Origin of the sequence: Streptomyces cadmiisoli (genome assembly GCF_003261055.1) — a bacterium.
Lineage (GTDB): Bacteria > Actinomycetota > Actinomycetes > Streptomycetales > Streptomycetaceae > Streptomyces > Streptomyces cadmiisoli.
In genome coordinates, this window is sequence record NZ_CP030073.1 from 5,018,352 (window position 1) to 5,038,667 (window position 20,316).

General features: G+C 71.7%; 18 protein-coding genes. 11 read left to right on the forward strand and 7 right to left on the reverse strand.

The window, feature by feature from the left end; all coding sequences use genetic code 11:
* Positions 1-138 precede the first annotated feature (138 nt).
* The gene (locus DN051_RS47300) at positions 139-522 is read left to right on the forward strand and encodes a cold-shock protein (RefSeq protein ID WP_053761971.1); all 384 of its coding nucleotides are present in this window, start codon (positions 139-141) and stop codon (positions 520-522) included.
* A 6-nt stretch (positions 523-528) separates the two neighbouring features.
* On the opposite strand, the gene DN051_RS21830 is transcribed toward DN051_RS47300, so the two are convergent.
* From DN051_RS21830 to DN051_RS21845, 4 genes are all read right to left on the reverse strand, one after another.
* Positions 529-1,383: a 1,4-dihydroxy-6-naphtoate synthase gene (locus DN051_RS21830; RefSeq protein WP_053761970.1), complete on the reverse strand. Its 855-nt coding sequence runs from the start codon at positions 1,381-1,383 to the stop codon at positions 529-531.
* On the reverse strand, positions 1,380-2,126 hold the full coding sequence (locus DN051_RS21835) for a futalosine hydrolase (RefSeq protein ID WP_234388981.1): 747 nt from the start codon (positions 2,124-2,126) through the stop codon (positions 1,380-1,382). Before DN051_RS21835 ends, DN051_RS21830 begins: the two co-directional genes overlap by 4 nt.
* Positions 2,096-2,572: a hypothetical protein gene (locus DN051_RS21840; RefSeq protein ID WP_053761969.1), complete on the reverse strand. Its 477-nt coding sequence runs from the start codon at positions 2,570-2,572 to the stop codon at positions 2,096-2,098. The genes DN051_RS21835 and DN051_RS21840 overlap by 31 nt, the downstream gene beginning before the upstream one ends.
* Before the next feature lie 140 nt (positions 2,573-2,712).
* Positions 2,713-4,137, reverse strand: a complete 1,425-nt coding sequence (locus DN051_RS21845; RefSeq protein WP_053762008.1) for an MFS transporter — start codon at positions 4,135-4,137, stop codon at positions 2,713-2,715.
* A gap of 311 nt (positions 4,138-4,448) precedes the next feature.
* Here DN051_RS21845 and DN051_RS21850 point away from each other — a divergent pair, with 311 nt between their 5' ends.
* The 6 genes from DN051_RS21850 to DN051_RS21875 all read left to right on the forward strand — a co-directional run bounded on the left by DN051_RS21850 (position 4,449) and on the right by DN051_RS21875 (position 13,051).
* Entirely contained in the window at positions 4,449-5,375 is a 927-nt protein-coding gene (locus tag DN051_RS21850; protein WP_053761968.1) for a DUF3027 domain-containing protein, read from the forward strand.
* Between the two features lie 151 nt (positions 5,376-5,526).
* Complete coding sequence (locus tag DN051_RS21855; RefSeq protein ID WP_053762007.1) at positions 5,527-8,649, forward strand: sacsin N-terminal ATP-binding-like domain-containing protein; 3,123 nt, start codon at positions 5,527-5,529, stop codon at positions 8,647-8,649.
* 205 nt (positions 8,650-8,854) lie between these two features.
* Complete coding sequence (locus DN051_RS21860) at positions 8,855-9,703, forward strand: calcium-binding protein (protein ID WP_112439331.1); 849 nt, start codon at positions 8,855-8,857, stop codon at positions 9,701-9,703.
* A gap of 231 nt (positions 9,704-9,934) precedes the next feature.
* A complete protein-coding gene (locus DN051_RS21865) occupies positions 9,935-10,873 on the forward strand; it encodes a hypothetical protein (RefSeq protein WP_112439332.1) in 939 nt (312 codons plus the stop codon).
* Between the two features lie 231 nt (positions 10,874-11,104).
* Positions 11,105-11,986, forward strand: a complete 882-nt coding sequence (locus DN051_RS21870; protein ID WP_112439333.1) for a calcium-binding protein — start codon at positions 11,105-11,107, stop codon at positions 11,984-11,986.
* Between the two features lie 144 nt (positions 11,987-12,130).
* Positions 12,131-13,051, forward strand: a complete 921-nt coding sequence (locus tag DN051_RS21875) for a hypothetical protein (RefSeq protein WP_112439334.1) — start codon at positions 12,131-12,133, stop codon at positions 13,049-13,051.
* Here DN051_RS21875 and DN051_RS21880 read toward each other — a convergent pair.
* Together DN051_RS21880 and DN051_RS21885 are read right to left on the reverse strand one after the other, a co-directional pair.
* Positions 13,017-15,461, reverse strand: a complete 2,445-nt coding sequence (locus tag DN051_RS21880; protein WP_053760834.1) for an HAD-IC family P-type ATPase — start codon at positions 15,459-15,461, stop codon at positions 13,017-13,019. The two genes, DN051_RS21875 and DN051_RS21880, sit on opposite strands and share 35 nt — an antisense overlap.
* Positions 15,462-15,559: 98 nt before the next feature.
* Positions 15,560-15,847, reverse strand: coding sequence for a DUF2530 domain-containing protein (locus DN051_RS21885; protein WP_112439335.1), 288 nt, complete (start codon positions 15,845-15,847; stop codon positions 15,560-15,562).
* 151 nt (positions 15,848-15,998) lie between these two features.
* On the opposite strand from DN051_RS21885, the gene DN051_RS21890 reads away from it, so the two are divergent.
* Complete coding sequence (locus DN051_RS21890) at positions 15,999-17,450, forward strand: NCS2 family permease (RefSeq protein ID WP_112439336.1); 1,452 nt, start codon at positions 15,999-16,001, stop codon at positions 17,448-17,450.
* A gap of 15 nt (positions 17,451-17,465) precedes the next feature.
* On the opposite strand, the gene DN051_RS21895 is transcribed toward DN051_RS21890, so the two are convergent.
* Positions 17,466-17,654 carry a ribbon-helix-helix protein, CopG family gene (locus tag DN051_RS21895; RefSeq protein ID WP_107094014.1) on the reverse strand — a complete coding sequence of 63 codons (189 nt, stop codon included), beginning with the start codon at positions 17,652-17,654 and terminating at the stop codon, positions 17,466-17,468.
* A gap of 150 nt (positions 17,655-17,804) precedes the next feature.
* Here DN051_RS21895 and DN051_RS21900 point away from each other — a divergent pair, with 150 nt between their 5' ends.
* The 3 genes from DN051_RS21900 to thpR are packed head-to-tail and all read left to right on the forward strand — an operon-like array spanning position 17,805 to position 20,223.
* A complete protein-coding gene (locus DN051_RS21900) occupies positions 17,805-18,242 on the forward strand; it encodes a MarR family winged helix-turn-helix transcriptional regulator (protein ID WP_053760837.1) in 438 nt (145 codons plus the stop codon).
* Positions 18,243-18,269: 27 nt separating this feature from the next.
* On the forward strand, positions 18,270-19,634 hold the full coding sequence (locus DN051_RS21905) for an MFS transporter (protein WP_112439337.1): 1,365 nt from the start codon (positions 18,270-18,272) through the stop codon (positions 19,632-19,634).
* Positions 19,635-19,650: 16 nt separating this feature from the next.
* A complete protein-coding gene (gene thpR, locus DN051_RS21910; protein ID WP_053760839.1) occupies positions 19,651-20,223 on the forward strand; it encodes an RNA 2',3'-cyclic phosphodiesterase in 573 nt (190 codons plus the stop codon).
* Positions 20,224-20,316 lie beyond the last annotated feature (93 nt).

Genomic DNA, 20,316 nt, shown 5'->3' on the forward strand with positions numbered 1-20,316 from the left:
GAACAACCGGGCGACGTCTTGTCACCGGCCTGAAGACCATTAGCCTTGGTACCGGCGGGTCATGGACGGACCCGCCCAAGTGCTATCAAGAGCCGTTTCAGAAGCAGTTTTCCGACGAGTACGAGGACGAGGACAGACGTGCCTACCGGCAAGGTCAAGTGGTTCAACAGTGAGAAGGGCTTCGGCTTTCTCTCCCGTGACGACGGCGGTGACGTCTTCGTACATTCCTCGGTTCTCCCCGCCGGAGTCGAGACGCTCAAGCCGGGTCAGCGCGTGGAGTTCGGAGTTGTCGCCGGACAGCGCGGCGACCAGGCGCTTTCGGTCATCATCCTGGACCCGACGCCTTCGGTCGCGGCCGCTCAGCGCAAGAAGCCGGACGAGCTGGCCTCCATCGTCCAGGACCTGACGACGCTTCTGGAGAACATCACTCCGATGCTGGAGAAGGGCCGTTACCCGGACAAGGCGTCCGGAAAGCAGATCGCCGGTCTGCTCCGCGCGGTCGCCGACCAGCTCGACGTGTGAGTCGGCTCAGGGGAAATCCAGCGCGTCCGGTCCGAGGGGCGGCAGCAGCCCCTCGGCCGCGGCGCGGGTGAGCAGACCGCGCACCGCCGCGTAGCCGTCGGCGCCGAGACCGGCGGTGAACTCGTTGACGTAGAGCCCGATGTGCTGGTCGGCGACGGCCGGGTCCATCTCCTGCGCGTGCTCCAGCACATAGGGACGGGACACCTCGGGGTCGTCCCAGGCCATCCGTACGGATGTGCGAACGGACTCGGCCAGCCGCGTCAGCGTCTCGGCGCCCAGCGACCGCTTGGCGATGATCGCCCCCAGCGGGATGGGCAGCCCGGTGGTGTCCTCCCAGTGCTCGCCCATGTCCGCGAGCTTGTGCAGCCCGTAGTTCTGATACGTGAAGCGGGCCTCGTGGATCACCAGGCCCGCGTCCACCCTGCCGTCCCGCACGGCGGGCATGATCTCGTGGAAGGGCATGACCACGATGTCGCCCACCCCGCCCGGCACGGTGTCCGCGGCCCACAGCCGGAACAGCAGATACGCCGTCGACCGCTCGCTCGGCACGGCGACCGTCCGGCCCTTCAGGTCCAGGCCCGGCTCCCGGGTGAGCACCAGCGGCCCGCAGCCCCGCCCGAGCGCCCCGCCGCACGGCAGCAGCGCGTACTCGTCGAGGACGTACGGCAGCACCGCGTACGACACCTTCAGCACGTCCGACTCGCCCCGCTCGGCCATGCCGTTGGTGAGGTCGATGTCCGCGAAGGTCACGTCGAGCCCGGGGGCGCCGGGGACCCGGCCGTGCGCCAGGGCGTCGAAGACGAAGGTGTCGTTCGGGCAGGGGGAGTACGCGATCCGCAGCGACCGGGTGTCAGGGCTCATGTCTGTCTCCAACTCTCCAGAACGGGCGCGAGCTTCCCGAAAGCGCCGGTGAGTGCCGTCAGCGCATCGCCGATCCGCCAGGCGGCGCGGTCGCGGGGGCCGACCGGGTTGGACACCGCGCGCACCTCCAGGACGGGCGTGCCGTGCGCGGCGGCGGCCTCGGCGACGCCGAAGCCCTCCATCGCCTCCGCCAGGGCCCGCGGATGGCGGGCGCGCAGGGCGGCCGCGCGGGCGGCGGTGCCGGTCACCGTCGACACGGTGAGGACCGGGCCGACCGCGGCGCCCGCCGCGGCGGCGGCGTCGCCGACCAGCGCGGGCGGCGGACGGTGGGTGACGGTGCCGAAGCCCAGTTCCGTGACCGGCAGGAAGCCGTCGGCGGTCTCGGCGCCCAGATCGGCCGCGGTGATCTCGTCGGCGACCACGAGCGAGCCGACGGGCGCCGCGGGCGCGAATCCGCCCGCGATGCCGGCGGAGACGACCAGGCCGTACGGGGTGCCGGCCAGCGCGGCGGCGGTGAGGGCGGCCGCGGTGGCGGCGGCCGCCGAGGCGGGGCCCACACCGGCGGCGAGCAGGTCGGGGCCGGCCGGGAGCCGGTGCACGACGGCTCCGGGGAGCGGTACGTCCCTGCCGGGTTCCGGGAACGCCCGGGCCACCGCGTCCCGTTCGGCCGGGACGGCGGTGGCCACGAGGATCCGGGTGGGCGAGGACGTGGTCAGGAGTCCTTCTTCAGCTTGAAGGACCACACGCCGACGGCGCTCTGCTGGTCGCCCTCCAGGACGGAGACCAGCGTGGAGTTGCCCTCGGCGCCGTACTGGGCGTTGAAGAACACGCTGCCCGGGATGGTGCGGTAGGTCTTCTTGCTGGCGTCGGTGAGCGGCTGACCGTTCATCAGGATCGTCCAGCCCTTGTCCGCGATCTCCGGGTCCACACCGAATCGCACGGTCTCGTCGGGGTCGACCGAGATGGACTTGATGTCGGTGCCCTTCAGGCACTCGGCCAGCTGTTCGGTCTTCAGGGCCGCGCCGTCGTTGTAGCAGGTGGCCTCGGAGTTGACCGAGTCCGATCCGACGGTGATCGTCGCGATCGGTGTCGGCTTGTCGCAGGCCGACAGGACGAGCAGTCCGGCGGAAACGGCGCCGGCGGCGGCGACGGCGCGGCGGCGTCGCAGGACGGATTGCATCGTGGTCATGGCCGAAGGCTATCGGGCAGGCCCGGCCCTCTCCCCACGTGGGGTGCGGGGCGTGCCGTGCGTTAGGCCACTCGCCCGGCAGCGGCTCCCGTCGCCCGCCCGGCGGACCGGGACGGGGCGCCGAATCGCCCGCTCCGCGGTCAGGAGACCCGGGTGCGCGAGGAGCTGCCGTGCCGGGCCGACGCGAGCAGGCCCCGGACGGTGGTGAGCCAGCCGGCGGCGACGATGACGGCGCCCACCGTCAGGCCGAGCGGGCCGTTGAGCGGCAGCGCCATGCCGATCGCGCCGCCGATCACCCAGGACATCTGGAGCAGTGTCTCCGAGCGGGCGAACGCCGATGTGCGCACCAGCTCCGGCACGTCGCGCTGGATCAGCGCGTCCAGCGACAGCTTGGCCAGCGCCTGCGCGAACCCGGCGACCGCCGCCAGACAGGCCACCAGGACCGCGCCGAAGAACACCGCCGCGGTGATCGCCACGGCCAGCTCGACCGCCACGACCGTCACGATGATCAGCTCCGGAGCCCGCGCCTTGAACCACGCCCCGACGGCCGTGCCGCACGCGTTGCCCAGGCCGGCCGCGACCGCCACCATCCCCAGCGACACCGCCGCGCTCTGGCCGGTCATCGGATGCTCGCGCAGCAGAAAGGCGAGGAAGAAGATCAGGAACCCGGCGAGGCAGCGGATCGCCGCGTTGGCGCCCAGCGCGTGCGTCACGGCGGTGCCGACCGTCCGCAGTCCCGGCCGCTTGACGGGACGCCGGTGCGGCCCGTGCAGATGCGACTCGTCGGCCGCGAGCAGCGCGGTGTCCTCGCCCTTGGCCGAGTCGACCTTCGGCGGCAGGGTGAACGACAGGAACGTACCGAGCATGAAGATCACGAACGCGCCGTACAGCGGCCAGCGCGGTCCGACCACCTGGAGCCCCGCCCCGATGGGCGCCGCCACACCGGTGGCCAGCAGCCCGCCGAGCGTGACCCGGGAATTGGCCTTCACCAGGGAGAACCGGGGCGGCAGCAGCCGGGGCACCACGGCACTTCTGACCACGCCGTACGCCTTCGACGCGACCAGCACGCCGAGCGCCGCCGGATACAGCTCGATGCTGCCCGTGATCACCGCCCCGGACAGCACCAGCGCCAGCAGGGCCCGCGCCAGCATCGCGCAGGCCATCGCCGCGCGGCGGCCGTGCGGGACCCGGTCGAGCAGCGGGCCGATCACCGGGGCGAGCAGCGTGAACGGCGCCATCGTGATCGCGAGGTACAGCGCGACCCGGCCGCGGGCCTCGTCGGTCGGCACCGAGAAGAAGACGGTGGAGGCCAGCGCCACGGTGATCATGACATCGCCGGCGCCGTTCACCGCGTGCAGCTCGATCAGCTTGCCCAGCCCCGACTCGCCGGCGCCGTGCGCGTGGGTCGCCTTGCGGATGCCGCGCGCCGTGCCGGTCAGCGGCAGATGCAGCGCACGGCCGAACCGGCGGACGGACCCGCCCAGCCGGCCCGAACCGCCACCCCGTCCGCTGACCCTGATCCCGCCGGCGCCGGTGACGCCGTCGGGGGGCTTGGTGGCTGCCACGACGTTCATAGTGCCCCCACACTGCCGTCGATAGTGCCGTTACCGCGCGCGCGGCCCGCACTTTGCAGCCGACTGGCACGACGGCGCGGGGGGAAAGAACGGTGCGAAGCGGCGAAGAGTCCCGTCGGTGTAGGACAAGCGTCGGCGAACAGGTAGCGTGCGTATCTCGGCCATCCCGCAGAATGGATGGTGACAGGTGCGCCCGAGCGCGATGGCGCGCGGACGTCGACGCGGTCCCCAGGTCCGCTCCGTTCGCCCCGCCGCCGGTGGCATCCGCACTCATGAGACGGCGTAGGAGAGAAGCGATACCTGTGAGCGCAGCGACAACGCGAAGCCGCACCCCCGACCGTCTGTGCGCCGAGGCCGTCGACCTCGCCCGTACCGCCGCCGAGGAGGCGGCCGCCCCCGGCGTCGTCGGGGAGCACACCGGGCTGACGACCGAGGGCGACCGCGTTGTCACGCACTTCTTCGAGTGCAAGGAGCTCGGGTACCGCGGCTGGCGCTGGGCCGTCACGGTGGCCAGGGCGTCCCGCGCGAAGGTCGTCACGCTGGACGAGGTCGTCCTGCTGCCGGGCCCGGACGCGCTGCTGGCACCCGAGTGGGTGCCGTGGAGCGAGCGGCTGCGCCCCGGCGACATGGGACCGGGCGACCTGCTGCCCACGGACGCCGAGGACCTGCGCCTGGAGCCGGGATACACCGGCGAGGAGGAGCCGCCGCCGAACTCCGCGGTGTCCCAGGACATGGCGGAACTGGTGGAGGCGGAGGACGCCGAGGTCACGGCGGGTCCGCCGGCCACCCTCCCGGCCGCGCCCTCGCGCGGCTCGATCGCCGCGATCGCGGAGGAACTGGGCCTGCGCCGTGCCCGGGTCCTGTCCCGGTACGGGCTGCATGTGGCCGCCGACCGCTGGGAGGAGGCGTTCGGCCCGAAGACCCCGATGGCCCAGGCGGCCCCCGCGGCCTGTGTGAGCTGCGGCTTCCTGATGCCGATCGGAGGCTCGCTGGGCCAGGCCTTCGGAGTCTGCGCGAACGAGTTCTCGCCGGCCGACGGCCGGCTCGTGTCCCTGGCCTACGGCTGCGGCGGCCACTCCGAGGCCGCGGTCATGCCGAAGCCCCCGCAGCCCGCGCCGCCGGTGATCGACGAGACGCGGGTGGACGAGTTCCCGCTGCGCCCCGAACGCGGATCCGGCTCCGTCCCGGAGATCTCCGACGAGTCGGCGGCGGAACTGGGGCATTCCTAGCGGCGCGGCGCTAGCGCGTGCTCCTGTCCGGTGGCCCCCGCCGTTCGCGGGGGCCGTCCGCCGTACGGGGTGAGCGGCGGCGGGCTCGTTCGACGTCACCGTCGTCGCTTTCGCGCGATACCTTCTCCTCACGCCGATGAGGAGAGTGAACGTGAGCAAGTTCGTGCGGCCGGCCGCCGAAGGCGCGGATCCCTTCGGGACGGCTCGTCTGCGGCGCGGGGTGCTGGACGCCTGGGCGGCCGGTCCGGCGCGGTTCCGGGAGGACGCGAACGCCGAGGAGGACCTCGTCCTCGGCGGCTACCGGGACCGGCTCGTGGTGGAACTGGCGCAGAACGCCGCCGACGCGGCGGCCCGGGCGGGCGTCCCCGGCCGGCTGCGGCTCACCCTGCGCGACGGCGTCCTCGTCGCCGCCAACACCGGCGCACCCCTGGACGCCGACGGCGTCGAGTCGCTGGCCACCCTCCGGGCCTCCGCCAAGCGGGACACCCCCTCCGTCGGCCGGTTCGGCGTCGGTTTCGCCTCCGTCCTCGCCGTCACCGACGAGCCCGCCGTCGTCGGCCGGCACGGCGGCGTCCGCTGGTCCCTCGCCGAGGCCCGCGACCTCGCCGCCGAGACCGCGCTGCGCGGCCCCGGCCTGGGCGACGAGATCCGCCGGCGCGACGGGCACGTACCGCTGCTCCGGCTGCCGTTCGCCGCCGAGGGCACCGCTCCCGACCCGTACGACACCGTCGTCATCCTGCCGCTGCGCGACACCGCCGCCACCGACCTCGCCGAGCGGCTGCTGAACGCCGTCGACGACTCGCTGCTGCTCACCCTGCCGGGACTGGCGGAAGCCGTCGTCGAGATCGGCGACGACGCGCCCCGCACCCTGCGGCGCCGCACGGAGGGCGAGCTGACCGTCGTCGAGGACACCCGCGACGGGACCACCCGCTGGCGCACCGTCGCCGCGCACGGCGAGCTGTCCCGCGACCTGCTGGTGGACCGGCCGGTCGAGGAGCGGCTGCGTCCGCACTGGTCGGTGACCTGGGCGGTGCCGGTCGACGGCGACGGCGCCCCGGAGCGCCCGCGCACCGGCCCCGTCGTGCACGCCCCCACCCCCAGCGACGAACCCCTCGGCGTGCCCGCCCTGCTCATCGCGTCGTTCCCGCTGGACACCACCCGCCGGCACGCCGCCCCCGGCCCGCTGACCGACTTCCTCGTCGAGCGCGCGGCCGAGGCGTACGCCGGACTCCTCGCCGAGTGGCGGCCGGTGGCCGAGCCGATCATCGATCTCGTGCCCGGCCCGCTCGGCAAGGGCGAGCTGGACGGCGCCCTGCGGCAGGCGATCCTCCGGCGGCTGCCGCGCACGTCGTTCCTGCCGCCGGCCGTACCGCCCGCCGGCGACGGATCCGAGGAGCTGCCCGAATCCCTGCGGCCGCGGGACGCCGAGGTCGTCGAGGGCGCCGGCGCCGACACCGTGCGGGTGCTGGCCGAGGTGCTGCCCACGCTGCTGCCCGCCGGACTGGAACGGCGGGTCGAACTGCGCGCACTCGGCGTCGCCCGGGTGCCGCTGACCGACGCCGTGGACCGGCTGGCCGGGCTGGAGAAGGAGCCCGGCTGGTGGCGGCGGCTGTACGACAGCCTGGCCGGCGTCGATCCCGACCGGCTCACCGGCCTGCCCGTGCCGCTGGCCGACGGCCGTACCACCATCGGGCCCCGGCAGGTGCTCCTTCCGACGGGGGAGAAAGCGCCGATCGACCCCGAGGTCCTTGCCCGGCTCGGTCTGAAGGTCGCCCACCCGGACGCCGCGCACCCCCTCCTGGAGAAGCTCGGCGCCCTGCCCGCGACACCGCGCGCCGTGCTCACCACCCCGCAGGTGCGCGCCGCCGTCGCCGCCTCGCTGGACGACGACGGCGGGCTCGTCTGGGAAGAGGACGCCCCGGACGCGGAGGAGCTGGCGGACACCGTTCTCGCGCTGGTGCGCGAGGCCGGGCTGGAACCCGGTGACGAGCCCTGGCTCGGCGCTCTCGCCCTGCCGGACGAGGAGGGGGAGCCGGCGCCGGCCGGGGAGCTGGTCCTGCCCGGCAGCGCCTTCGCACGGATCATGCGGGAGGGCGAACTCGCCTACGTCGACGCCGAACTGGCCGAGCGCCACGGCGAGCAGCCGCTCGCCGCCTGCGGGGTGCTCGCCGGCTTCGCGCTGGTCCGCGCCACCGACGTCGTCCTCGACCCCGACGAACTGGAGCCCCGCGAAGGGGACTTCGCCGAGCCCGACGACCCCGGCCTGCTGGACGCGGTCGACGTCTGGTCCGAGGACGTGCTCGACCGCTTCCCGGACTCGCCGGTGCCGCCGGTGGCGACGGAGCTGGTCGCGGTACGGGACCTGGACCTCGTCGACGACGACAAATGGCCGCAGGCGCTCGCCATGCTGTCGCAGCCGCCCCTGCGGGACGCGCTGGTCGAGCCCGTGCGGATCCTGCTGCCGGACGGCACCCACGAGGTCGTACGGCCGTACACCGCGTGGTGGCTGCGCGGCCACCCCGTGCTCGACGGACGCCGCCCGGCCGGACTGCTCGCCGCCGGCGGCGACCCGCTGCTGCGCGGCCTGTACGACGAGGCCGACGCGACCGGGTTCGACGACGAGCAGGTGCTGCGGGCGCTCGGCGTACGGACGTCGGTGGCGGCCCTCCTCGACGAGCCGGGCGGCGCCGCCGAACTGCTCGACCGGCTCGCCGACCCGGAGCGGGACGTCACCGGCGCGCAACTGCACGGCCTCTACGGCGCGCTGGCCGAGATCGACCCCGAGCAGGTGACCCTGCCGGACGAGCTGCGGGCGGTCGTCGACGGTCGGGTCGAGGTCGTGGACGCGGCCGACGCCGTGGTCGTCGACTCCCCGGACCTGCTGCCGTTCACCGCGGGTGTCCCCCTGCTGCCGGTGCCGCCCGCGCGGGCGGCCGACCTGGCGGAGCTGTTCCAGGTCCGCCGGCTCAGCGAGTCCGTCACCGGCGACGTCGACTCCGAGGGCACCGAGCACGACGTACCGGAGTCCGTCCGGGTGCTGCTGGGCCCGCGGACGCCGGAGACCTACGTCGAGCACGAGGAGCTGATCGTCGGCGGGGTGGAGATCGACTGGCGGGTCGCCTCCGACGGGTCGCTGCACGCCGCGACGCTGGAGGGCGTCGCCGCGGGCCTCGCCTGGGCGGCGGGCCAGTGGCCCAGGCGCTTCGAGGTGGCGGCACTCCTGGAGGACCCGTCACGGACGGCGGAGCTGGCCCGGGACCGCTGGTTCGACTGAGGCGCGCGGAGGAGGACGGGGCCGGCCCGGAGGTGTGACGGACGTCGCACGGATATTCCATTGTTCGTACAACCCTTCCCGCACGTCACGAATCTGATCACCTGAGCCAACAGGCTCCCTGGATCAACTCGGGCCTCGTCGTGCCCGCCTGCCCACTGTGCGGCGAAGGAGTGACGGGGCCCCACTCCACGTGGGGAACACAGACATGCGCATGCGTGCCACCCTCGCCGTCGTGACCGGCGCTCTGGCCCTGTCGGCCTTCGCCGTTCCGGGCGCCCAGGCCGACGCCCCGGCGCCGGGGAACCGGCTGCCCAGCGCCGCCGACTTCGCCGAGTTCCCGGCCAAGACGGCGCGTACCACCGCCTCGGCCCTGCCCACCGTGTCGAACGTGACCATCAACTCGGGCAAGTCGGTCGTCGTCGGCGCGTCCGCCGTCAAGACCTTCACGGTCAGCGTCACCGCCAGCCACGCCAGCGGCATCTACAGCTCGTACTTCTACCTGTGGCACGGCAGCGACGCGGAGAACATCGACGGCTTCCTCGGCGAGATCGACCCCGGCACCTGCACCGCCGGCAGCGCGACCACGTCGACCTGCAAGTTCACCGTCACCGCCCAGCCGGGCTGGGACCTGCACGCGAACTCGCTGGCCGGTACCTGGAAGGCGTCCGTCGCGGTCATCTCCAACGACGGCGGCCTCTACGACAACGAGGTGTACAAGACCCACAAGGTCCAGCGCCTGTCGAAGCTGACGGTCAACGCCGCCCCGGAGCCGGTGAAGAAGGGCGCGACCCTCACGGTCACCGGCAAGCTGACCCGTGCCGACTGGCAGACCGGCGGCTACCCCGGCCTGCCCAGCGGCCAGTCGGTGACGCTCCAGTTCCGCAAGGCGGGCACCTCCACCTACACCAACGTCAAGGGCATCAAGACCGCCTCGGGCGGCGCCCTGAAGACCACGGTCAAGGCCTCGGCCGACGGCTACTACCGCTTCTCCTACGCGGGCATCACCAGCACGGCGGCGTCCACCGCCACGGGTGACTTCGTCGACGTGAAGTAACCACGACCGTCGAGCCGTCGAACGACGGCCGACCGTTCACCGCACGGCCCCGGACGCCATCCGGGGCCGTAGGTTTTGTTCACCGAACTTTCGCCATTCGTACAACCTTTCACCACGATCACGGGTCTGATCGCCTGAGCCAACAGGCTCCACGATCACTCGGGTCTCGCCGTGCTCACGAGCCGTATGCTGCGCAGGGCAGCGGGGCCCCTTTCTCCTCGTGGGGAACGCATGCGTATACGTGCCACCGTGGCCGCCGTCTCCGGCGCCCTGGCCCTCTCCGCCCTGGTCGTTCCGGCCGCTCAGGCCGACAGCACTTCGTACAGCCCTGACGACATCGCGCGGTCCGTGCAGTCGGTGCGCCAGGCCGCCGCCGCCGAGTCCGCTCGCGGCTCCTTCGCCGCCGCCGAGGCGGGCGCGCCGTACGCGCTGGACTTCACCTTCTCCAACGTGAAGGTCAACAGCGGCAAGCCGATCGTCGTCGGCACCACCGCCATGAAGTCCGTGCCGGTCACCTACACCGTCACGCACGGCGCGGACGTCGACCTCACCGACCCCGAGCTCTTCTTCGACGTCGAGATCTGGCGCGGCGGCGACTACGCCAGCCCGACCAACCTGCTCTACGGCGACGACTGGCCGGCCTGCACCGCGACGTCGGGGACCACGGCCTCGTGCAAGGCCACGATCGACATCTACCCCGACCTGGAGCTGACCAACGCCGACGCCACCAGCTGGAAGATCGGCGGTTACGCCGTCGACTTCAACGGTGAGGACCCGCTGGCCGACGACGCCAACTGGGACAACATCGGTTACGCCGAGCAGGACAACATGGGCACCACCCGGCTCCAGCGCCTGTCGAAGCTGACGGTCAACGCCGCCCCGGAGCCGGTGAAGAAGGGCGCGACCCTCACCGTCACCGGCAAGCTGAGCCGCGCCAACTGGGACACGGGCTCGTACGCCGGCCTGCCCAGCGGCCAGTCCGTGACGCTCCAGTTCCGCAAGGCGGGCACCTCCACCTACACCAACGTCAAGGGCATCAAGACCGCCTCGGGCGGCGCCCTGAAGACCACGGTCAAGGCGTCGGTCGACGGTTACCACCGCTTCTCCTACGCGGGCATCACCAACACGGCGGCGTCCACCGCCACGGGTGACTTCGTCGACGTGAAGTAACCACGACCGTCCAGCCGTCGAACGACGGCTGAACGTTCGCCGTACGGCCCCGGACGCCATCCGGGGCCGTACGACTTTCTCGTCCAACTTCCGTCATTCGTACAACCTTTCACTTCCGGCACGGGTCTGATCGCCTGAGCCAACAGGCTCCACGATCACTCGGGTCTCGCCGTGCTCACGAGCCGCATGCTGCGCAGGGCAGCGGGGCCCCTTTCTCCTCGTGGGGAACGCATGCGTATACGTGCCACCGTGGCCGCCGTCTCCGGCGCCCTGGCCCTCTCCGCCCTGGTCGTCCCGGCCGCCCAGGCCGACTCGCAGGGTGCCGTGAACCTGGACCGGCCGACCGCGGCCGAGCGTTTCGGCACCTCCGGCGCCAAGTCCACCGCCCGCGCGGCGGCCGCCGCGCCCACCATCTCCAACGTGACGGTGAACGCCGGCAAGAACCTGGTCTTCGGCACCACGACCGTCCGCACCTTCACCGTCTCCGTGACCGCGAGCCACCCCTCCGGTATCCAGGACGCCTACATCGACCTGTGGCACGGCACCGACGTCGAGTACGACGTCGACGGCTGGCTCCCGCCGAACGAGGAGTACGCCACCTGCACCGCGAGCAGCGACACCACCTCGACCTGCAAGCTCACCATCACCGCCCGGCCCGGCGACGACGGGGGCGACGGCATCGGCTTCCTGTACGCCAACGCCCTGGCCGGCAACTGGCACGTCAGCGTCGGCGTTCTGGCCAACAGCCAGGAGGTCTTCTGGGACGACTACAGCAAGACCCACAAGCTCCAGCGCCTGTCGAAGGTGACCGTCAACGCCGCCCCGGAGCCGGTGAAGAAGGGCGCGACCATCACCGTCACCGGCAAGCTGAGCCGTGCCAACTGGGAGACGGGCTCGTACTCCGGACTGCCCAGCGGTCAGTCCGTGGTGCTCCAGTACCGCAAGTCGGGCACCACCAACTACACCAACGTCAAGGGCATCAAGACCGCCGCGAGCGGCGCGCTGAAGACGACCGTCAAGGCGGCCTCGGACGGCTACTTCCGCTTCAACTACGCGGGCATCACGAGCACGGCCCCGGCCGTCGTCGCGGGTGACTTCGTCGACGTGAAGTAGCCCTCGGCGGCCCCGACTTCACCGCCCGGTCCCGGAAGCCGTCCGGGGCCGGGCGCCTTTTCGCCCGGCGGAGCAACCCCGTACGGCCCTCGCCTGTCTGATCAGACGAGCCGACCGGCTCCTCGACCACTCACTGGGGAATCCATGCGCATACGAGCCACCGTCGCCGCCGTGACCGGCGCCCTGGCCCTGTCCGCCCTCGCCGTGCCGGCCTCGCAGGCCGCCGGTCCCGCCGCCGACCACCGCGAGTCCGTCGCGAAGATCTGGCAGGCCGCCCACGGGTCCACCGGCGCCGCGGCCTCCGCCGGGGCGGCCCTCGACGAGCCGTACGACCTGGACGTCTCCTTCTCCGGCTTCAAGGTCGCCAAGGCGATCAAGGTCGGTACCACCGGCCGCTACTCGACCACGGTCACCTACACGATGACCCACGGCGCGGACGTCGACATCACCGCGGCGGACTTCCTGACCGCCCCGTACCTCTACCGGGGCGCCCTGGACACACCCTCCGCCACTCTCTTCGGCGTGAATCCGGGCAGCTGCACCAGCGTCTCCGCGACCGCCGCCACCTGCACCGGAAAGATCGACGTCTACCCGGGCGAGGGCGACCTGCTCAACACCGACGCCGGCACCTGGAAGGGCGCGGCGCTGGCCATCGCGTACAACGGGCAGGACCCGTTGGACGACACCTTCGACCCGGCCGAGGTCGGTTACGCCGACCAGGGCGGCCTCGCCACCACCCTGGTGCAGCGCAACTCCAAGCTGACGGTCGACGCCGCCCCGGAGCCGGTGAAGAAGGGCAAGACCCTCACGGTCACCGGCAAGCTGAGCCGCGCCAACTGGGAGAGCGGCAAGTACGCCGGGTACTCCACCCAGCCCGTGGTGCTCCAGTTCCGCAAGGCGGGCACCACCAACTACACCAACGTCAAGGGCATCAGGACCACCACCACGGGCACCCTGAAGACCACGGTGAAGGCCTCGGTCGACGGCTACTACCGCTTCACCTTCGCGGGCACGGCGACCACCCCGGCGGTCACCACGGCCGGCGACTTCGTCGACGTGAAGTAGGCAGCGCCCGAAAGCCCTGAGCGGGAACGCGGCGGTCGACCCATCTCCACACGAGCTCCAGGACGGCCGCCGCCACCGCCGCGATGCCCACCGCGATCCACGGCATCGTCATGCCGACCAGCTTCAGCGCGAAGAACTCCTGGAGCCACGGCACCACCAGCACCACCAGGAATCCCGCGCCCATCGCCGCGACCAGCGCGATCCGCCACCAGGTGTAGGGCCGGGCGATGATCGCCAGCACCCACATCGAGATCAGGAACAGCGTCAGCGTCGCCACGCTCGTCTCCGCGTCCAGCGCGCCCGGCCCGGTGTAGTGGTGCCGGGCGACGAGGTACGTCGCGAACGTCGCCACCGCGGCCAGCGCCCCGCCCGGGATCGCGTACCGCATCACGCGCCGCACGAAGTGCGGCTGTGCCCGTTCCCTGTTGGGCGCGAGAGCGAGGAAGAACGCCGGGACGCCGATCGTCAGCGTGGACAGCAGGGTCAGATGGCGGGGCAGGAAGGGGTACTCGACCTGCCAGCACACCACCAGGATCGCCAGCAGTACCGAGTAGACCGTCTTCACCAGGAACAGCGTGGCGACCCGGGTGATGTTGCCGATGACCCGCCGGCCCTCGGCGACCACCGACGGCAGCGTGGCGAAGCTGTTGTTCAGCAGCACGATCTGGGCGACCGCCCGGGTCGCCTCCGAGCCGGAGCCCATCGCCACCCCGATGTCGGCGTCCTTCAGCGCCAGGACGTCGTTCACACCGTCACCGGTCATCGCGACCGTGTGTCCGCGTGACTGGAGCGCGCCCACCATCTCCCGCTTCTGCTGCGGGGTGACCCGGCCGAACACCGTGCCGTCGTCCAGGGCCCGCGCCATGCCCTCCGTGTCGGCGGGCAGCCGGCGGGCGTCGACCGTGTCGCCGCTGAGCCCGAGCTTGCCCGCCACGGCGCCCACCGACACCGCGTTGTCACCGGAGATGACCTTGGCGCGGACGTCCTGCTCGGCGAAGTAGCGCAGGGTGTCGGCGGCGTCCCGGCGCAGCCGCTGCTCCAGCACGACCAGCGCGGCGGGCTTGGCCGACCGGGTGATGTCGGGGGAGTCGAGTTCGCCGGAGGCACGGGCCAGCAGCAGGACCCGCAGCCCCTCCTCGTTCAGCCGACCGGTCTCGGCCAGTGCGGGATCGTCCTGCGGGAGCAGCACGTCCGGGGCGCCCAGGAGCCAGGTGCTGCTCTCCCCGTTGCCCTCGCTGAAGGACGCCCCGCTGTACTTGCGGGCGGAGGAGAACGGCAGCGACTCGACGCAGCGCCAGTCGTCGCTGTCCGGGTAGGCGGCGATGATCGCCTGGAGGGAGCCGTTCGGCCGGGGGTCGGACTCGCCGAGCGCGCCGAGGACCTGGCGCACGTACTCCTCGTCGTGGCCGTCGAGCGGGCGCAGCTCGGTGACGTCCATGCCGCCCTCGGTGAGGGTGCCGGTCTTGTCGAGGCAGACGGTGTCGACGCGGGCCAGTCCCTCGATCGCCGGCAGTTCCTGCACCAGGCACTGCTTGCGGCCCAGCCGGATCACCCCGATCGCGAAGGCGACCGAGGTGAGCAGGACCAGGCCCTCCGGGACCATCGGCACGATGCCGCCGACGGTCCGCGCGAGGGAGTCCTTGAAGGCGGTCTCCTTGACCACCAGCTGGCTGATGATCAGGCCGATCGCGGTCGGGACCATCATCCACGTCACGTATTTCAGGATCGTGGAGATACCGGAGCGCAGCTCGGAGTGGACCAGGGTGAAGCGGGAGGCCTCCTCGGCGAGCTGGGCGGCGTACGCCTCGCGTCCCACCTTGGTGGCCTGGAACGCGCCACCGCCGGCCACCACGAAGCTGCCGGACATCACCTCGTCGCCGGCCCGTTTGACCACGGGATCGGCCTCACCGGTGAGCAGGGACTCGTCGATCTCCAGCCCGTCGGTCTCGACGCACACGCCGTCCACGACGACCTTGTCCCCGGGACCGATCTCGATCAGGTCGTCCAGCACGATCTCGGACGTACCGACCTCGGCGGCGATGCCGTCGCGGCGCACGGTCGGCCGCACCTCGCCGATCAGGGCGAGCGAGTCCAGGGTCTTCTTCGCCCGCCACTCCTGGACGATGCCGATCCCGGTGTTGGCGAGGATCACGAAGCCGAACAGGCTGTCCTGGATCGGAGCGACGAACAGCATGATCACCCAGAGCACGCCGATGATCGCGTTGAACCGGGTGAAGACGTTCGCGCGGACGATGTCGACCATCGACCGGCTGCTGCGCACCGGCACGTCGTTGACCTGTCCGCGCGCCACCCGCTCGGCGACCTCGGCGGCGGTCAGCCCGGTGGTCGGGGACGGCACGCGTGCGGGATGCGCGGGGCCGAGGTCGGCACCCGCGTCGATGTGCGTCATGCATTCGACGGTACGTGCGGATCTGGGGCTTCACCCCCCGAGCGCGGTGAAGATCCGACCACGGGAGGACGGCCGTAGTGCCACGGTTGTAGGGGTGACTACGGGAGCGGCCGTACGGAGTCCGTCGAGGCGGTCGTCTCCTCGCGTGCCGCGCGTCTGATCGCCGCGTCCCGCCGGCGGACGTACCAGATGCCGAACAGTCCGAGGCCGCCGCCGGCCAGGCAGGTCCACAGCCACCAGGTGTGCCCGTGGTCGTCGAACCAGCCGTAGAAGGGCAATTGCGCCAGGAAGAGGGCGAACCAGACGATCGTGCCGCCGATGACCGTGCCGACGACGGGGCCCTCCAGGGGCTCCGGCGCCTCGTGCTTGGGGGTCCACTTCGCCATGGAGGACAGCTTAGAAGGTCCGCGTGTCTACGCGCGGAGATAGCGATCTTTCCCTTATATGTTCATACTGAAGCCGTTTGTCTCTGACCGCTTATGTTCGTATGAAAGTCCAACAGGGCGCGGGGGGTGTCCGTTGGTGATGAGGACCCGCATGCCCACCTCGGCCACCGCCAAGGCCCCCGCGCCCGAAGGACCGGGCGCACAGCCCGCGTACGGCGCCCTCGACCGCTTCTTCAAGATCTCCGAACGGGGCAGCAGCGTGCCCCGCGAGATCCGCGGCGGCTTCGCCACCTTCTTCGCGATGGCGTACATCATCGTGCTGAACCCGATCATCCTCGGCAGCGCGAAGGACATGTACGGCAACCAGCTCGACAACGGTCAGCTGGTCACCGCGACGGCCCTGACGGCGGCGTTCACCACCCTGCTGATGGGCGTCATCGGCAACGTGCCCGTCGCGCTGGCCGCCGGTCTGGGCGTCAACTCCGTCGTCGCGCTCCAGCTCGCCCCCCGGATGTCCTGGCCGGACGCCATGGGCATGGTGGTGCTCGCCGGTTTCGTGGTGATGCTGCTGGTCGCCACCGGCCTGCGCGAACGCGTGATGAACGCCGTGCCGCAGGGGCTGCGCAAGGCCATCGCCATCGGTATCGGCCTGTTCATCATGCTGATCGGCCTCGTCGACGCGGGCTTCGTCTCGCGCATCCCGGACGTCGCCCAGACCACCGTCCCGCTCCAGCTCGGCGTCGGCGGCCACCTCCTCGGCTGGCCGGTCCTGGTCTTCATCCTCGGTGTGCTGCTCACGCTGGCGCTGATCGTGCGCAAGGTGTCCGGCGCGATCCTGATCTCGATCGTCGCGATGACTGTCCTCGCGGTGATCATCGAGGCGGTCGCCGACATCCCGTCCTGGGGCCTGACCACCCCGAAGTGGCCGGGCAACCCGGTCGCCACCCCCGACTTCGGCCTGATCGGCCAGGTCAGCCTGTTCGGCGGCTTCGCCAAGGTCGGCGTGCTGACCGGCACCCTCTTCGTCTTCACGGTGCTGCTGTCGTGCTTCTTCGACGCGATGGGCACGATCATGGCCGTGAGCGACGAGGCCAAGCTGACCGACGCCCAGGGCCAGATGCCCGGCATCAACAAGGTGCTGTTCGTCGACGGCATCGCGGTCGCCGCCGGCGGCGCCAGCTCCTCCTCGGCCACCACCTGCTTCGTGGAGTCCACGGCCGGCGTCGGTGAGGGCGCCCGGACCGGCCTCGCGAACATGGTCACCGGCTCGCTGTTCGCCCTGGCGCTGTTCCTGACCCCCGTCGCCACGATGGTCCCGTCGCAGGCGGCCACTCCCGCGCTGGTCGCGGTCGGCTTCCTGATCCTGGCCGGTTCGATCAAGGAGATCGACTGGGCGGACTACACGATCGCCGTCCCGGCCTTCGTGACGATGCTGATGATGCCCTTCACCTACTCGATCACCAACGGCATCGGCATGGGCTTCATCACCTTCGCGGTGCTGCGCCTGGCGGCCGGTCGGGGCCGCGAGGTCCCGTCGGCGATGTACGTGGTGGCGGCGGTGTTCGCCTTCTACTACCTGATGCCGGCGCTGGGCCTGACCTGACGCCGCGCGGGGCGCTCAGGTGACCCCGTAGAACTTCTCCGTCTCTTCGACCGCCGACTGGAAGCGCTGGTCGAAGTCGTCGCGAATGAGCGTCCGGACGACATAGTCCTGGACGCTCATTCCTCGTATCGCCGCATGGTGCCGGAGCCGTTCGAGCAGCTCCCCGTCCATCCGCAGGCTGAGCACGCTGGTCCCCATGGACATGAGGGTGGCAAGAGCGCCGGGCGATGCGTCACTTTCCGGATCTCACTCACTCGTACGGGTGATAGTCGGCTTTTCGGTGTCCGGCGTCACGGAGCGGTCGCGGGGGCCCCGGGTGGTACTTAGCGAGAGTAATGAGGTATTCTAAAGAACATGCCGGATCTCACCCATGGCGACGACGCCGCCGCCGTGAACGCCCTGCGCTCCGCCGTGATGCGGTTGTCCCGTCGGCTCAAGCACCAGCGGGTCGACGAATCGCTGAGCCCCACCGAGATGTCGGTGCTGGGCACCCTCGCCCAGTGCGGCTCGGCGACCCCGGGCGAGCTCGCCCGCAAAGAGCACGTGCAGCCGCCGTCGATGACCCGCATCGTGGCACTGCTGGAGGCCAAGGAGCTGGTCCGGCTGGAGCCGCATCCCGAGGACCGGCGCCAGAAGGTCGTCACGCAGACCGAGCGCGCCGAGGCGATGCTCGAGGAGAGCCGTCGCAAGCGCAACGCGTTCCTGGCCTCGCTGGTGGAGGGCCTCGACGAGGACGAGTGGGCGAAACTCCGCGCCGCCGCCCCCGTGCTGGAGAAGCTCGCACATCTGTGACCGCACCACCCGAGGAGGCGAACCCTTTTGAGTACGGGATCCGGAGCACATTCCGCCCCCGCACCAGCTACCCCCGACACCCCTGAGGACCCTGTGGGCAAGCCCCGCAGGACCTCGATGTTCCGCTCCCTCCGGATCCGCAACTACCGCCTCTTCTTCCTCGGCCAGGTCGTCTCCAACACGGGCACCTGGATGCAGCGCATCGCCCAGGACTGGCTGGTCCTCAGCCTCACCGGCTCCGCGACCGCCGTCGGCGTCACCACCGCGCTCCAGTTCCTGCCGATGCTGCTGTTCGGCCTCTACGGCGGCGTCCTCGTCGACCGCCTCCCCAAGCGCCCCACCCTGCTGGTCACGCAGACCGCGATGGCCTTCACCGGCCTCGCGCTCGCCTTCCTCACCCTCTCCGGCCACGTCGAGGTCTGGCACGTCTACCTCGCCGCCTTCGCGGTCGGCCTCGCCACGGTCGTCGACAACCCGGCCCGGCAGTCCTTCGTCAGCGAGATGGTCGGCCCCGACCAGCTCCAGAACGCGGTCAGCCTGAATTCGGCCAACTTCCAGTCCGCCCGGATGATCGGCCCCGCCGTCGCCGGTGTCCTGATCACCGGCGTGGGCACCGGCTGGGCCTTCCTCCTCAACGGCCTGTCCTTCGTCGCGCCCATCGCCGGCCTGCTGCTGATGCGCGGCCGCGAACTGCACCCCGTCGAGCGCGCCCCGCGCGGCAAGGGGCAGCTGCGCGAGGGCCTGGCCTACGTCGCCGGGCGGCCCGAGCTGATCTGGCCGATCGTGCTGGTCGGCTTCATCGGCACGTTCGCCTTCAACTTCCCCGTCTACCTGTCGGCCTTCGTCGACGACGTCTTCCGGATGGGCGCGGGCACGTACAGCCTGTTCAACACGCTGATGGCGATCGGCTCCGTCACCGGCGCGCTGCTCGCCGCCCGCCGCGGCACGGCCCGGCTGCGGGTGCTGAGCGCGGCGGCGCTGGTCTTCGGCACGGTGGAGATCGTGGCCGCGGCGACCCCGTGGCTGTGGTTGTTCGCCCTGCTGATGATCCCGCTGGGCCTGTGCTCGATGACGGTCAACGTCACCGCCAACACCAGCATCCAGATGAACACCGACCCGGCGATGCGCGGCCGGGTCATGGCGTTCTACATGATGGTCTTCCTCGGCGGCTCACCGGTCGGCGCCCCGCTCGTCGGCTGGATCACGGACACCTACGGCGCCCGGATCGGCCTCGCGGCCGGCGGCGCCGTGGCCGCGCTGGCCGCGATCGCCATCGGGCTGATCCTGGCCCGGGTGGGCGGTCTGCGCCTGTCGGTGGGCTGGCACGCCGGGCATCCGCGGGTGCGGTTCGTGGCCCGCGAGCGCCGCGAGGAGCTGGCGACGGCGGTGTGAGCGGCAGACTGGCTCCATGAGACTCTTCGCCGCCGTGCTGCCCCCCGACGAGGTCGCGCGTGCGCTCGCCTCGGCGGTGGCCGACCTCAGGACGCTGCCCGGCGCGGACGGACTGCGCTGGACGGGCCGCCCCGGCTGGCACTTCACCCTGGCGTTCTACGGCGAGGTGGACGACGGCCTCGTACCGGAGCTGACGGCCCGGCTGGAGCGGGCCGCGCACCGCACCCCGGCGTTCCCGCTGGCGGTGCGGGGCGGCGGCCAGTTCGGGCACGGGAGGGCGCTGTGGGCGGGGGCCGACGGCGATCTGGCGACGCTGCGGCTGCTCGCCGACCGCAGCGAGGCGGCGGCCCGGAAGGCCGGTGTGCCCATGGGGGAGCATCGCCGCTACAAGGCCCACCTGACGGTGGCCCGCAGCCGGGACACGGTGGACGTCGGGCCGTACGTCGAGGCGCTGGGGTCCTTCACCAGCCGCACCTGGACGGTGGACGAGCTGGCCCTGGTCCGCAGCAACCTGCCGAAGTCCGGTGTGCGGGGGGAGCAGCCCCGGTACGAGGCGGTCGGCTGCTGGCCGCTCGGCGGCGCCGGTTAGGCTCGGCGCGTGGACCCGAAAACCCGGAACCGGATCATGGCCGGTGCGCTTGTGCTGATGTTCGTCGTGGTGGCGCTGGCGGCGGCGGTCGGA

Bases quoted from the DNA above. Each gene is read 5' to 3' on its own strand.
- DN051_RS21885 (WP_112439335.1), bottom strand. From the start codon at position 15,847: ATGGCGAAGTGGACCCCCAAGCACGAGGCGCCGGAGCCCCTGGAGGGC.
- DN051_RS21875 (WP_112439334.1), top strand. From the start codon at position 12,131: ATGCGCATACGAGCCACCGTCGCCGCCGTGACCGGCGCCCTGGCCCTG.
- thpR (WP_053760839.1), top strand. From the start codon at position 19,651: ATGAGACTCTTCGCCGCCGTGCTGCCCCCCGACGAGGTCGCGCGTGCG.
- DN051_RS21895 (WP_107094014.1), bottom strand. From the start codon at position 17,654: ATGTCCATGGGGACCAGCGTGCTCAGCCTGCGGATGGACGGGGAGCTG.
- DN051_RS21900 (WP_053760837.1), top strand. From the start codon at position 17,805: ATGCCGGATCTCACCCATGGCGACGACGCCGCCGCCGTGAACGCCCTG.
- DN051_RS21830 (WP_053761970.1), bottom strand. From the start codon at position 1,383: ATGAGCCCTGACACCCGGTCGCTGCGGATCGCGTACTCCCCCTGCCCG.
- DN051_RS21880 (WP_053760834.1), bottom strand. From the start codon at position 15,461: ATGACGCACATCGACGCGGGTGCCGACCTCGGCCCCGCGCATCCCGCA.
- DN051_RS21870 (WP_112439333.1), top strand. From the start codon at position 11,105: ATGCGTATACGTGCCACCGTGGCCGCCGTCTCCGGCGCCCTGGCCCTC.
- DN051_RS21860 (WP_112439331.1), top strand. From the start codon at position 8,855: ATGCGCATGCGTGCCACCCTCGCCGTCGTGACCGGCGCTCTGGCCCTG.
- DN051_RS21840 (WP_053761969.1), bottom strand. From the start codon at position 2,572: ATGACCACGATGCAATCCGTCCTGCGACGCCGCCGCGCCGTCGCCGCC.
- DN051_RS21890 (WP_112439336.1), top strand. From the start codon at position 15,999: ATGCCCACCTCGGCCACCGCCAAGGCCCCCGCGCCCGAAGGACCGGGC.
- DN051_RS21865 (WP_112439332.1), top strand. From the start codon at position 9,935: ATGCGTATACGTGCCACCGTGGCCGCCGTCTCCGGCGCCCTGGCCCTC.